The 12,796-nt window shown below is 62.2% G+C and carries 11 protein-coding genes and 1 other RNA gene; 10 read left to right on the top strand and 2 right to left on the bottom strand.

Annotated features, from left to right (window positions below; all coding sequences use genetic code 11):
- Positions 1-153: 153 nt before the first annotated feature.
- Both ACYQ01_RS00850 and ACYQ01_RS00845 read right to left on the bottom strand, forming a co-directional pair.
- Positions 154-1,011 (bottom strand): glycosyltransferase family 2 protein, encoded by an 858-nt coding sequence (locus ACYQ01_RS00850; RefSeq protein ID WP_459931943.1) that lies wholly within the window; start codon positions 1,009-1,011, stop codon positions 154-156.
- 2 nt (positions 1,012-1,013) lie between these two features.
- Positions 1,014-3,221: a PAS domain-containing sensor histidine kinase gene (locus ACYQ01_RS00845; RefSeq protein ID WP_459931942.1), complete on the bottom strand. Its 2,208-nt coding sequence runs from the start codon at positions 3,219-3,221 to the stop codon at positions 1,014-1,016.
- 152 nt (positions 3,222-3,373) lie between these two features.
- On the opposite strand from ACYQ01_RS00845, the gene ACYQ01_RS00840 reads away from it, so the two are divergent.
- The 10 genes from ACYQ01_RS00840 to ACYQ01_RS00795 all read left to right on the top strand — a co-directional run bounded on the left by ACYQ01_RS00840 (position 3,374) and on the right by ACYQ01_RS00795 (position 12,552).
- A complete protein-coding gene (locus ACYQ01_RS00840) occupies positions 3,374-4,324 on the top strand; it encodes a chemotaxis protein (RefSeq protein WP_459931941.1) in 951 nt (316 codons plus the stop codon).
- An 85-nt stretch (positions 4,325-4,409) separates the two neighbouring features.
- Positions 4,410-4,761: a transfer-messenger RNA gene (gene ssrA, locus ACYQ01_RS00835) on the top strand.
- Between the two features lie 204 nt (positions 4,762-4,965).
- Entirely contained in the window at positions 4,966-6,177 is a 1,212-nt protein-coding gene (locus tag ACYQ01_RS00830) for a tyrosine-type recombinase/integrase (RefSeq protein WP_459931940.1), read from the top strand.
- A 73-nt stretch (positions 6,178-6,250) separates the two neighbouring features.
- On the top strand, positions 6,251-6,529 hold the full coding sequence (locus ACYQ01_RS00825; protein WP_459931939.1) for a helix-turn-helix domain-containing protein: 279 nt from the start codon (positions 6,251-6,253) through the stop codon (positions 6,527-6,529).
- A 107-nt stretch (positions 6,530-6,636) separates the two neighbouring features.
- Positions 6,637-7,206, top strand: a complete 570-nt coding sequence (locus ACYQ01_RS00820; protein ID WP_459931938.1) for a hypothetical protein — start codon at positions 6,637-6,639, stop codon at positions 7,204-7,206.
- Positions 7,207-7,478: 272 nt separating this feature from the next.
- The gene (locus ACYQ01_RS00815; RefSeq protein WP_459931937.1) at positions 7,479-9,728 is read left to right on the top strand and encodes an AAA family ATPase; all 2,250 of its coding nucleotides are present in this window, start codon (positions 7,479-7,481) and stop codon (positions 9,726-9,728) included.
- A 317-nt stretch (positions 9,729-10,045) separates the two neighbouring features.
- Positions 10,046-10,579, top strand: a complete 534-nt coding sequence (locus ACYQ01_RS00810) for a hypothetical protein (RefSeq protein ID WP_459931936.1) — start codon at positions 10,046-10,048, stop codon at positions 10,577-10,579.
- A 22-nt stretch (positions 10,580-10,601) separates the two neighbouring features.
- Positions 10,602-11,147: a hypothetical protein gene (locus ACYQ01_RS00805; protein WP_459931935.1), complete on the top strand. Its 546-nt coding sequence runs from the start codon at positions 10,602-10,604 to the stop codon at positions 11,145-11,147.
- Between the two features lie 266 nt (positions 11,148-11,413).
- Positions 11,414-11,848 (top strand): hypothetical protein, encoded by a 435-nt coding sequence (locus ACYQ01_RS00800; protein ID WP_459931934.1) that lies wholly within the window; start codon positions 11,414-11,416, stop codon positions 11,846-11,848.
- A 377-nt stretch (positions 11,849-12,225) separates the two neighbouring features.
- Positions 12,226-12,552, top strand: coding sequence for a hypothetical protein (locus tag ACYQ01_RS00795; protein ID WP_459931933.1), 327 nt, complete (start codon positions 12,226-12,228; stop codon positions 12,550-12,552).
- The last annotated feature ends 244 nt before the right edge of the window (positions 12,553-12,796 follow it).

The following is a 12,796-nucleotide window of genomic DNA, read 5'->3' as shown; positions in this document are numbered from 1 at the left end:
GCAAAACCTAGGCCCTTTTTTCTTTTTTCCGGCATTCTTTTTCGAAAAAGGGGTCCACTCCGGGCCAAATCGCCCGGCGCAAAAGGCCTCCCCCCGGCCTTTTTTCATGCTTCTTCCCGCACGCGTTCCGCAAGGGGCCGGTCGTCGTACGCCCTATTCCGTGGAGGCTTTCTCTCCGTCTTCCGTCCGCGTCCGCACCCGGGCGAACAGTTCGTCGAAGCGCGCGGGGTCAAAGTTCCTGGCCGCGCGCAGCATCTCGTTGCGCACCCCGGCCTGGTCGAAGTCCGGGCGAAAGAACACCTGAGCGGTATGGCTTTGCGGATGAAAGCGGTAGAAGGTGAGCGGCTCGGCAAGACACCCCAATCGGGTGAACAGGCTGAGCTTGAGCCAAAGCAGCCAATCCTCGCACTGACAGGTCCGACCGTCCACGAACCCCCGAGCCCGCTTGAAGGCCTGACGTCTGAGCGCCACCGAGGAAAGGCACACCAGGTTGGACGCCAGCAACCAACGAAAGTGGTCCAGCTCGTCGAAGCCGGCGGCCAGACGGCTAAACGTCTGGAAGCTTGCGCTCCACATGGCCAGGCGCGACCTGGTGAATCCCCGATTGTCCGCCGCCCAGTCGGCGCTGGCCTCGTCGCAATGGACGCTTACGCCGGTGTGGCACAGTCCCAGTTCCGGGTTGTCGCGAAACGCGCGGACCTGCATTTCGATCTTGTCCGCGCGCCAATAGTCGTCGGCGTCCAGGAAGGCCAGGATATCCCCGGAGGACTTGTAGACCCCGAAATTGCGCGTGCGGCTCACGCCTCTATTTTCGGGGTTCGCATGCACCGCCACCCGACCGGGGTCCAGGCGTTGCAGCGCATATGCCGTCTGAAGGCTGTCGTCGGTGGAGGCGTCGTCCACGATGACCACCTCCAGGTCGCCGTACGTCTGGGCCAACGCGCTTTCCACGCACCGGGACAGGTAGCGGCCATGGTTGTACAAGGAAATGATGACGCTTACGTGGGGCAAGCTCAGCCCGCCTGTTGCAACGTCAGCGGCAACCGAATGATGAATTTGCTTCCCTGCCCGGGGCGGGATTCCACTTCCATCTGGCCGCCGTGATTGGCGGTGACGATGTAGTAGGTCACCGAAAGGCCGAGGCCCCTGCCCTCTCCGGGTTGGCGGGTGGTGAAGAACGGTTCAAAAATTTTGCGCTTGTGCGCCTTGTCGATACCGGGGCCGTTGTCGATGATTTCGACGCGCACGCAACCCGCTTCGCGCCGGGTTCGCAGGGTCAGGCGTGGGTCCGAGGTTTTCGCTTCGCACATGGCCTGGGCCGCGTTGCGCAGCAAATTGACGAACACTTGCTCCATCTCCCCGGCGTTCATGGGAGCGAGCGGCAAATGTTCGTCGTAGTCCCGTACGATGGTGATGCCGGGAAAATTGAACTTTTCCTTGAGATCGTAGTCGTTCAAGCACACGGACAGGGCTTTCTCCAGCGGAACATGCACGTCCTGGGCGCCGGGAGGCGAGGAACTCTTGCGGCTGAAGTCGAGCAGCGTGGCCACGATGGCGGCGGCGCGACGGCCCGCGTCGTCGATATTGTGCAGAAGTTCGGGAATTTCCCTGACCTCCATGTACTGAATGATGGCGTCCATGTTGCATCCCGCCTTGGCCGCGGCGGCTTTGTTGGCCAGCATATCCGGTTCCAGCCTGCGTCGCACCACCTGCACGCTTTGCAGAATGCCGCCAAGGGGATTGTTTATCTCATGGGCCAAGCCGGCGGCCAGTCCGCCCACGGACTCCAGCTTTTCGGTCTGAATGCAGATTTCTTCCATATGGAGACGTTCGGTGATGTCGACCACTATGGCCAACAGGTGGGCTTTCCCGCTCACGTCGATGCGGGTGAAAGTGTAGTTGAGGGAAGCGGTCTGCGACGTGGACCGGATGTCCACCTGGCGGCTTTTTCCGGCCTCCAAGGACTGCTCGAGGGCTTCAAGCAGGAGGGGATGTTCCTTCCAGGCCGGCAGGCCCCGGAAGTCCACCGTGGAATTTTTGTCGCAGACCACGCCGGTCAAGGCGGTGAAGGGCTGATTGGACAGGACGCAACGCCCCGTGTCCACCTCGAACACCGCCACTCCCACCGGGGCGTGGGACAAGATGGCCCTGTTGAAGGCCAGGGCGCGACGCAAGGCGTCCTCGTTAAGCTTGCGATCGGTAATGTCCTGGAACATGGTGGCGAACTGTCCGGTCTTGGGCGAAAAGATGGACATGCTGAAGTACTTGTTCAAGTGTTCGTTGAACACGTCCATCTGGGCGGGCTCCCCCTGCTGCGCCACACGAACGAACACGTCGAAGAGAATGGGCAAGCCGCGTCCCGAGGCGAACAACCTGCTGCCTAGCGCCCCCACCGCGCTTTTTCGGGAAATGCCCAATAGGGCTTCGCAGCGGGGGTTCACGTCGAGCACGCGAAAATCCCGCGGCTTGCTTTCATCATCGTAAACGAGCTCCTGCACGCACACGCCTTCGTTCGTGGCTTCGAACAGGGTGCGGTATTTACGCTCGCTTTCTTTCAGGGTGTTTTCGTAAAGCACGTGCGCGGTGTTGTCCTGCACGATGGAATTGATGTGGGTGACCCAGCCTTTCTCGTCGTAATGCAGGTTCGCGTTCCAGGTTAGGTGGCGCACTTGCCCGTCCGTGCCCACCAGGCGGTTGTCCAGCGTGGCCTTGACCCGTTTGGCGGCGATCCATTCCCGAAGGGCCTGCTTGGTGGCCGGCACGTCGTCGGGATGGATGAAATCGTACAGGGGCTGTCCGACGCAAGCCTCCTGGCTGAGGCCGAAGCTTTTCGCCGCCACCTTGTTCGCGTAGCGCAACCGCCCCTTGGCGTCCACGCGGATCAGCAGGTTGTCCGTGTCCTCCACGAATTCTCGAAAGTGGGATTCGCTCCGGCGCAGAGCCGCCTCGATCTCGATGCGCTTGCGCATCTCCTGGCGTAGCCGTCGGTTCATGACAATGAGCGCCACCATGGCCGCCAGGGCCAGGGCGGGCATGACGACCGTGACCAGAAGTCCCAGCGGGGAATGGGTGGATGTCCATCCCGTCCCCACGGTCTGGCTCAGAGACTGCTGCGCCAGGCAGGGCGACGCAAGGGTCAACAGAGCGAGCCAACCGCAAAGACCGGCCACAAAGCCCGCGACCCACCTGGGGGGGTGCTGGGGTCTGGTCTTGAGTCGCATGGAAAGGGCGCTCCTTTGCTTATCCAACTTAGTATATACTTTTAGCGAAAAGATGCAATATCCAGGTGAACATTCCCGTCTAGGAATTGGGCCTCGACACATGGAACGCTTCATGCGACAGAGGCGCAATTCCCGTGGAAGAGGCGAGCGACATGAGCAAAGATCTTCTTGTCAAGGCCGGCTCGAACGAGTTGGAAATCATCGAATTCTTCATTTTCGAACAAACCGGCGAAAGCACCCCGGCTTCTCACTATTTCGGGGTGAACGTGGCAAAAGTTCTGGAGATTATTGAAAGCCCAGCCAAAACCCCGGCCGAATCCGCCGCGCATCCCAGCTTTTTCGGCACCATCCCCTTGCGGGAACGCATTCTTCCCGTGCTGGACCTGAGCGTCCTGCTCGGTATCGAACGCGCCCGCACCAAGCATGAAATCATCCTGGTGACCGAGTTCAACAACAAAGTGACCGGATTTCTCGCTTCGGGCGTCACGCAGATTCACCGCGTGGAATGGAGCGACGTGGCCCCGCCCGCCAAGTCGCTCGGCACGTCCCGGTTCGCATGTGTCAACGGCCTGGTGCGGGTGGACGACCGGTTCGTGCTCCTGCTGGACCTCGAACGCTTCCTGGCCGACTTCGACCGGGACTTCGGCGGCAGGCTCACCGCTCCGGTTCAGCCGGCGAAACGCCGCTACACCGCACTGCTGGTCGAGGATTCGCGCACCATGCGCGACATCATCAGCCAGCGCCTGAGCGAGGCCAACTTTTGCGTACGCACGACCAGCGACGGCGAAGAGGCCTGGAAACTCTTGCGGCAATACCGGGATAATCCCGACCTTCAGGAAAAAGAGCCCATCCACATCGTTATTTCAGACATTGAAATGCCTCGTCTGGACGGCTTTGCCCTGACCAAGCGCGTAAAGGAGGACGAGCTTCTGCGCAACCTCCCTGTGGTGCTGTTTTCGTCGCTCATCACGGATGCGCTTCGCCACAAAGGCAACTCGGTAGGCGCTGACGACCAGGTGAGCAAGCCCGAATTCGTGGAACTCGCCGACCGCGCCCAGCGCCTGATCGAACGCTACGCCCCCAACGGCGACGGCGGCGACTGAACCGACCCCGCGCGACGACACTGCCCGCCCCCCCTTGCCAAACGTCGGCAAAGGCTTATATGAAGCGAGGTGAACGACACATCCCGGGGGCGCACTGGTTTCGACGGGGATTGTGACGTCAAGGTTGCAGGCCGAGGTGCCGCGAGGCCTCGTAAAACACGCGGCAAACCATTAGTTGCCAACAACGACAACTACGCTCTGGCCGCTTAAGGCCAGCCTCCCTCCGACCCATGTCTGGTAAGTCGGATGCGGGGGACACCCCACCAGACTGGCGTGACCGCATGCTCACCGGCGTGATCGCGAGACCTCAGGTGGGCTGGGAACGGGATGCCCGGCCGAAAGGCACGCCCGAACCGAGAGCAATTTTCGGTCTAAGCCTGTAGAGGCCTTGCGCGGAACGTTCTCGGACGGGGGTTCGATTCCCCCCGCCTCCACCAAGTGTCAATTCGCCGAAGTTCGTTAAAGTTCAAAACACGCTGAAATCACAGAGAAAAGGCGGCTCGCAAGGGCCGCCTTCGTTCGTTTGGGTTCGTTGACAGCCGCATTTTGTGTGAGTAGAGCTGTGAGTACGGCGCTACTCACATCGCCGAATGTGAGTAGAGCCGGAACCAAGGAGCCGCAAGGGCTGGAGGACTACTCACATGAAGCTGACCGACCTTGCCGTCAGGAACGCGAAGCCCGGACCGAAAATAATCCGCATGGCCGACGGCCGGGGCTTGTCGCTGGAGATCACCCCGGCAGGCGCGAAGCATTGGCGCTTTCGGTACCGGTTCAACGGCACGGCCAACATGCTGGCCCTTGGACCATACCCGCTCGTTAGCCTGAAGGAAGCCCGAGAGCGCAGAGACGAAACCCGGCGTCTTCTCGACCAGGGCGTTGATCCTGCCCAAGCCCGCAAGGGCGCCAAGGCGAGTGAAGCCGAGGACGCGGAAACTTTCGAGCGTGTAGCCCGTGAATGGTGGGCCAAGTTCCTGCCAACCTGGAGCGAGAAGCACGGAGCCCAGATCATCCGCCGATTGGAGTTGAACGTATTCCCTTGGATCGGCCATCGGCCAATCAAAGAGCTCACCGCGCCGGAAGTCCTGGCGTTGGCAAGGCGCGTGGAGTCACGCGGAGCCCTGGAGATGGCCCACCGCACCGTCCAAAGCTGCGGCCAGGTCTTTCGCTACGGCGTCGCCACCGGGCGTTGTGAGCGCGACCCTTCCGGCGACCTGCGCGGCGCTTTGCCGCCGGTCAAGGAAAAGCACCATCCATCCATCACGGAGCCCAAAGCCGTGGCCGCCCTGCTCCGGGCCATCGACAGCTACGAAGGGTCATTTATCACGTCCTGCGCCCTACGCCTTGCCCCGCTGGTGTTCGTCCGTCCTGGCGAGTTGCGCCATGCGGAATGGTGCGAGTTGAATCGTGAAGCCAAAGAGTGGCGCATCCCTGGCCGAAAAATGAAGATGCGCGAACAGCACATTGTTCCCCTGTCGCGTCAATCACTGGCTATCCTCGAAGAGCTTCGCCCGGTCACGGGACACGGTAGGTTCCTCTTCCCTTCTGAAAGGTCCCAGGCGCGTCCCATGAGTGAAAACACCGTGAACGGCGCGCTTCGCCGCTTGGGGTATGGCAAAGACGAAATGACCGGCCACGGGTTTCGGTCCATGGCCAGCACACTGTTGAATGAGCAGGGTTGGAATCGAGACGCAATTGAGCGGCAGCTCGCCCACGCCGAGCGGGACAACATTCGGGCGGCCTACAACTACGCCGAATTCCTCCCCGAGCGTTACCGAATGATGCAGTCCTGGGCGGACTACCTGGATGCCCTCAAGACCGGCGCGAAGGTGACTCCGATCCGGGCCGCCGGCTGACCAAACGAAAGCGACCGGGCAGGTGCTGCAACACCTACCCGGTTCGAGGAACCCACAACCACAAGGAGCGACCATGGTTCACGCAGAATGTATCAATGCTCTCGACGCTGGCAAAGGCCCTTCCCGCGGCGACGGCCCGGCGGCCCAGGTGGAAGCGTTCCAGGTTGGCGAATGGCTCCGTGGTGCGCTGCGCCGCGACGGCCTGACCGCCGCTGAACTGGCCGAACGCGCCGGGCTGTCCCTTCCGTGGCTCGGTCGTTTGATGGCCGGCGGGGCTGTCTGCACGCTCCGCCACTGGCAGAAAATCACCGAGCACGTGGAGCCCGTGGTCTGGCTCAAGCTCCCCGCCTGAGCCCCAACAGCTTCGCCGCCGGGCCGCCCTTGCCCGGTCTGAGGTCCGCCGGCCCTCTCCTACCGGCGGGCCGGGCGGGGCGCGACACATTCCCTTCGGACAATCTCATGTCAAACCCTCAATTGGACTTCGACGCAATCGAGACCGCTTGCGGTCGCGCCTTCGATGCTGACCGGCGGCAGCAAATCAGCGACGCCGCGAACCTGTTCCGGCTGCTCAACGGGCCCGGCACGGCGCCCATGGATGCCGCTTTCTCGCGCGAGCTGGAGCGCCTCGCCGGCATGGCCGAAGAGTTGGCCGCCCTGCTCCGGGGCGTCGACGCGGGTCTGACCGCGCGCCGGCAGGCCGCCCGCCTGGCGTTCCTGGGCACAAGCGGACTTCAGGGACTGGCTCGCCAGCGGGCAGCGGCGGATGTTCTTGACGCCATGGCGGCGCGCGCCGGGGCGATGCTCGCTGAACAGGCTCGGGAGGCCCGCCGACCTGGCAGGCCCAGGGAGACCCCGCGCGACGCGTTGATCATCGGGCTCGCTCGCGCCTGGCGGCAGTCGGGCGGGCGCCAGTGCAGCGCACGGGGTCCTTTTCGCCGGCTTGTGTGCGAGGTCTTGATACAGCGCGGCCAGCCGACCGTGGGCGCGGAGGACGCGATCCGGCGTCTGCGGGGGGCAAAACTACTTTGACGGGCTTCGAATTTTACCACCTGTTCACCTGAACGTTCGCGGACGTACACGGCATCCAACGAAACATTGGAGGTCCGTATATGTCCGAGCCGCGATACTACCGCGCAAAGCAGATTCTGTCTGAACTGCTACCGATCGGCAAAACCAAATTCTATTCGCTGGTGAAGGCCGGAAAGTTTCCGCGACCCCACAAGCTGGGGCCTCGCGTCTCCTTGTGGAGCGACGACCAGGTTGACGCGATGCGGGCATTTATTGAAGGCGAGGCGTTCTAAATGGAACGCCCCACCTCGATTGAAGGCGGGGCGGTTGCCGAGACTGAAGCGAAAAGGGGCGCTTCAACTCTGCAAGTGGACACCGCGCTCGTCAAGAACAAACTGTCAACACCGCTCGATTTCGCCTTGCACCTGGCGCAGGAACTTGGGTGCGCCGTGTTTCCGATCAGGCCGGAATGCAAGTCGCCGCCTTTTGTCGCCTGGCGGCTGCAATCCACGTCCGACCTAGGCACCATAACCGCTTGGGCTAGACAGCATCCAAACTGCAATTGGGGCGTTGATCTTGGCAAGTCCGGCCTTGTTGCGCTCGACGTGGACAACAAAACCCCGGAGCGACTAGGTGACCAAGGGCTTGCTCGCTTAGAATTCGAGCTTGGGCTTGATCTTGCCGGCGCAATAGAAGTCCGCACGCCGACGAATGGCGGGAAGCACTACGTATTCAAAGGTAACTGCGGATCACGGTACGCCGCAATCGACGATGAAAAGCTGAGTGTCGAAGTCAGAAGCGACGGTTCGTACATCGTCGCCGCCGGTTCGCAAGTACGTGGTGCGGACGGTGTGCTTAGAAAGTACGAGATGCTGACTCCGCCGGTGCTCCGGCCCGCGCCGCAACTGCTTTTGGACCTGGGCGGCGCGCCGAAGGCCGAGCGCGTCCGCCACGCGAACCGGCCGGCCGGCGAAGCGCTGGCAGGAGCCGTGCCGGACGCGGATTGCGCCGTGCTCCAAGCGCTTGAGGTCATCGCCGGCGCGCCCGAGGCTGGACAGGGCGGACGTAACGCTTCGGCGTACAAAATGGCCTGCTCGCTCCGGGATCGGGGCGTGTCCGAGGACGCGGCATTCACGGTGCTTGCCAAGGCTTGGAACCCGGTGAAGTGCCAGCCGCCGCTCGACGAAATCGAGTTGCGGGACGTGACGAGTCATGCTTTCACGTACGCCAGAGGCGCGGCCGGCGAGAAGTTTGTGCCGACCTTCGAGGGCGCGCCTGTCGACTGGTCGCACCCGCTCTTGCGCGGCGAACCCGAGCCGGACGCCGGCCCTTCGTCGGGCCGCGCCCCCCTGGATCTGTCCGCAATGCAGGCCGGCGCATGGCTGGACCAGCCCGTGCAACCGCCCGACTTCGTGCTGCAAGACTCGTTCATCGCCGGTGACACGGCCATACTAGGTGGGCCAAGCGGCGTGTCGAAATCCACGTTGTCCATGCAAATCGCGCTTGCTGTCGCAGGGGCGCACGACGCCTTGCTTGCCGGACTATTCAAGCTTGGCTCGAATGACCCTGGGAGGGTCTTTGCGCTTTTTGGTGAAGACCGCATGAGCATTGTCCAAACGCGGTTCAATGCGATGCTCGACGCATACTTGCCGCTTGATTTCAGCGAGGATGCAGAAGCTTCGCAAACCGTTCGCGAAACGATCAAGCAAAACCTCTTTGCTCGGTCAATGGTCGGAGAATCCATGCGCCTTGCTGAAATGAAAGGCGGTGTTCTCCGGCCATCCGCGTTCTATAAAGAATTGCGCCGGCTGTTGGTTTCGTCTGGAGGCTGGCGGCTTATCATTCTGGATTGCCTGAGCCGCATCTACGCCGGTCAGGAAAACGACAACGGCACGGCCACGTTCAACATGGAACTGCTCGAAGGCCTGGCGCAGTCTACAGGCGCGGCGGTTCTGTTGCTGCACCACGCTGCAAAGCCGAGCGGTCAACTGCGCGGCAAAGGCCTGGCCGCCGTCGAAGAGAGGCTCGAAGCTCACCGGCTCCGGGGTGCAAGCGCGATCACGGCGGCCGCCAGGTCCCAGTTCGGCATGGTCGGTTTGCGCCCCGATGAAGCCCGGCTGATCGGTGGAGCTAAGGACGCGCCACATGCGTACTTGGCCTTGAACTCGTCCAAGAGCAACTACGCGGCGCTCACCGGGCTGAGGTTCGCCCGGCGCGGCCACGGGGGCGTACTGTTCCCATTCCATCCGCCGAAAAAAGCCGACCAGCCAGGACTTGAAGCTTTACCCGGACGCGTCATCGAGGAGGTGTCGCGGCTCGCAGAGGCAGGTGAAGAACCGTGCACCCCGAGGGCGTTCAGCCGCCGGCTTGCGGCAGTGTGGCGCGGCGACTTCCCTCGACTCAGCGAAAACCGCTTACGGGAGTGCGTCGAGGTGCTTGTCCATGAAGGACGGCTTCGGCTCGCGTTTCACCAAGGGAAAAACCGACGGACTTGCGAAGTGCTGGAGGTGGTCCCACCGCAGGCTCCGGCGGGCGCTGAATAGGTTCTCGAAAATGTATAATTCTCGAAAACGCCACAGCGCGAGCCACAGCGCGAGGTTGGAACGCGAGACAGCGCGAGAAATTTTTCTCGCGCTCCCGGAAGGCAGACGTGGTGCGGGTTTCCGGGAAATCGTCACAGCGCGAGACGCGAAAAACGTCTCGCGCTCCCGGAGCCCGCGCCAGCTCTACAACGCGAGGCGCGAGCGGCCTGCCCCTACGGGGCGCACAGAAGCTCGCGCTCCACGCCCCAAGGGTCGCCCCACCCCCCTGGGACAAATTAAAAATCAGCGCCGGCTTGGTCCGGCGTAGGAGATAGATCATGCAAACCACCGAAGCGTACGAAGCTGAACGGTTCCTCGACAACGCCCGCCGAGGCGTTGACGTCGAGCTCGCATTGTCGGGAGAAGGTTGGTCCGTGGTTATGACCCCCAGCGCGAGCCTACACCCGGCGGAGATTTCCGCCTTCAGCCGATGGGCCGGGCCGCTCCATGCGCCCGCCGCCCTCGCCTCCGCGTCCGCCTGGCTGGGCGCATGGGACTGCTGGCGTGCCCTGCGCCGTGGTCCTCGAGCGCCGGCCGCCGGCCCTGCGCGGTTCGTCGGCACGCTACGCGGTCAGGACCTGTTCGACGTTTTCGCCTCTTGCGAGCGCAACGCTCGTGGGTGGGTTCACGCGGCGATTCGCCGGGCCGTGCCCCTGCCCGAGGGTCTGAACACGTTTCGTTTCAGGTGGCACGCTGGTGACGCGAAGCTCGGGAACTCGCGAGACGTTGCGGCTTTTGAAGCGACCGACCCCCGAGCCCGCGCCGCCTTCGCGGAAATGTGCCTCGCCGGCCACTTGAACCCGCGCGCCTGATTTCTTCACCGGAGGTGATTGAATGAAAGATCCCCAGACCACGATTGATGGCCAGAACACCGTGGATTCTGGCGAACAACCTGAGGCAAAGATCAAAAAATGCCGACCTGCCTTTCTGGACGCGCCGCGTTGCCAAGCCAAATGCAAATCGACAGGTGAGCGTTGCAAGAACCCCGCTGTACATGGCAAACGCGTCTGCCGGCTACATGGCGGAAAAGGCGGGGCAAAGCCTGGGAACAAGAACGCGCAGAAGCACGGCCTCCGGAGCGCGGAGTTTGCTGCTGAGAAACGCGAGGCCCGCGCCTTGCTGAAACTGTTGGAGGAAGAAGGAAAGCGTCGACGGCGCGAAGAAAGAGAGACGAAGCGTCTTGAGCGGGCAAAACAGCGTATTGCGCAGGTCAAGGCCTTGGGCCTCCGGGTTGATGAAAAGTCCGCCAACGCCGAACGACAGGCACGCCGTGCGCTGGCCAAGGTCCTGCGCAAAGCCTTGGACGCCTCGCGCATGGCCGGTGCCGAGGGAGCGGCACTTGAGCAGGCCCTAACGAACTTCGATCCGTCCAAGGCTTAAACCGCTGCACCGGTCGCCGAAACGAACGCCAGGACGAATCAAATGAGCCGAGCCGTACCTGGGCCAGGGAGAGGCAGTCAGGAATTAAGAGATCAAACCCTCATGAAAAAAAGTAATCGCTGACGGCGTGCGCCCCCGGAGATCATGGTCGCGGAGGGCGGGGGGATTTGCAGAACCGGTCCATGACGTGTCTTGACCTGTGACGCGTCACGGGGGTATCCCTCCGTGACGTGTCACGACTACTCACAGCAAGGAGACCGACACCCATGGTCAAAACCGCGACTGAGCGCCAGCGCGAGCGCCGAGCACGACTTCGCGCGAGCGGCGCGGCGCAACTGCACATCACCCTTGCGCCCGACGTTCACCAAGCACTCCGCGCCCTGGCCGAAGCGGAGGGCAGCGACCTCAACACATGCGTCTCCCGCTGCATCATGGCCCATTACAAAGGCGTGGAGCCGGACAGCCCGGCGGCTCAAGAGGAGCGAAAACTCAAGGCTCGCGCGCAGCGTAGCGCAGAAAAGGCGGCCCGAGCCGAAGAACAAATTCGCTTGGTTGAGGCGAAAGCCGAGCTCACCCGTGTCGAGGCGATTCGCGCGGGTGCCAATTCGAACCGCTTCAAACCCAGAGTCATGGAACGGACGGCCAGCGGTGTTTTTATCGTGACTGGTCACGATAGCGAAAGAACTGACGACGTTGCGTGACACGTCACGTAACGCTTCTCCCAACGAATATGCCATATCGTGGGTTCAACTACCCTGAGGGCTTGCCCGGCCGCGCCGAAGGCATTATTTGGGGGTCGTGCCATACGTCGGGACCAGGGGCCGCGCAACCTCTGGTGGCCGTTGGGGCGGAGCGCCGATCTAGACGGCTGCATCGCACGCGTTCGGCACAGGCGGCGCCGGCTCGACCACCGGAAATCAGCGCCCCACCGGGGACCCGCTCGCGGCCACGAGCGCGGGAGCAATGAGGGGATATGGGCGTCCCTCCGAGCGGTGCCGCACCCGCCTATTCTCAGTCCGTCACTTTTGAAGCATCCAAGCACCCCTCACCCAAGTCCTGACGGATGTGCGGGGTTCGCTTGAACCGCAATCCTGAAATCCCACAAGGAATTGAACTCCCCGGACGGGTCTTCCCCGTCAATGAAAAAGCCCGCGCTCAATCTGGAGGGCGACCTCTTCCTCATATTCCTCGCAACACGGGCGCACCCGAGGCGGGCAAACCGGAGGGCCTTTCCGGAAGTCAGATTGAAAACGCGGGCAAAACTAAAATAGCCACCTGTGCGGAGAAGGACAAGGCTTCGAACGGGCGGTCCGGGCATCCCGCCCGCCTCACGATGGGACTCAAAAAATTTTTTGTGAGTAGAATTGTGAGTAGGACACGATTTCTGAAAAAATATTCCATTTGAATATTCAAATGTTATCTATTCGATTCGGCTTCCCCCGCCCCACCAAGAGGACTTCCAAGAAAGTCCGACAAAGTCCAAAACCCCCGGAAATTTCAGGAAAAAGGCGGCTCGCAAGGGCCGCCTTCGTCCGTTTTGGGCGTTGGCAGCAAAGAGCTGACGGATTCCAATCCGGATAACCAAACTTTGTTTTAGTCGAAATGGATAACCCGTGCGTAGACGCGCCCAGCCTGCGTCAAGGGGGTAT

It is taken from the genome of Fundidesulfovibrio butyratiphilus (assembly GCF_054657235.1).
Note: the sequence above shows the minus strand (reverse complement) of the source record. Positions and strands in the feature narration are given on the sequence as shown.

Coding starts and splice junctions, on each gene's coding strand:
- ACYQ01_RS00810 (WP_459931936.1), top strand. CDS start 10,046: ATGCAAACCACCGAAGCGTACGAAGCTGAACGGTTCCTCGACAACGCC.
- ACYQ01_RS00820 (WP_459931938.1), top strand. CDS start 6,637: ATGTCAAACCCTCAATTGGACTTCGACGCAATCGAGACCGCTTGCGGT.
- ACYQ01_RS00840 (WP_459931941.1), top strand. CDS start 3,374: ATGAGCAAAGATCTTCTTGTCAAGGCCGGCTCGAACGAGTTGGAAATC.
- ACYQ01_RS00825 (WP_459931939.1), top strand. CDS start 6,251: ATGGTTCACGCAGAATGTATCAATGCTCTCGACGCTGGCAAAGGCCCT.
- ACYQ01_RS00815 (WP_459931937.1), top strand. CDS start 7,479: ATGGAACGCCCCACCTCGATTGAAGGCGGGGCGGTTGCCGAGACTGAA.
- ACYQ01_RS00830 (WP_459931940.1), top strand. CDS start 4,966: ATGAAGCTGACCGACCTTGCCGTCAGGAACGCGAAGCCCGGACCGAAA.
- ACYQ01_RS00800 (WP_459931934.1), top strand. CDS start 11,414: ATGGTCAAAACCGCGACTGAGCGCCAGCGCGAGCGCCGAGCACGACTT.
- ACYQ01_RS00845 (WP_459931942.1), bottom strand. CDS start 3,221: ATGCGACTCAAGACCAGACCCCAGCACCCCCCCAGGTGGGTCGCGGGC.
- ACYQ01_RS00805 (WP_459931935.1), top strand. CDS start 10,602: ATGAAAGATCCCCAGACCACGATTGATGGCCAGAACACCGTGGATTCT.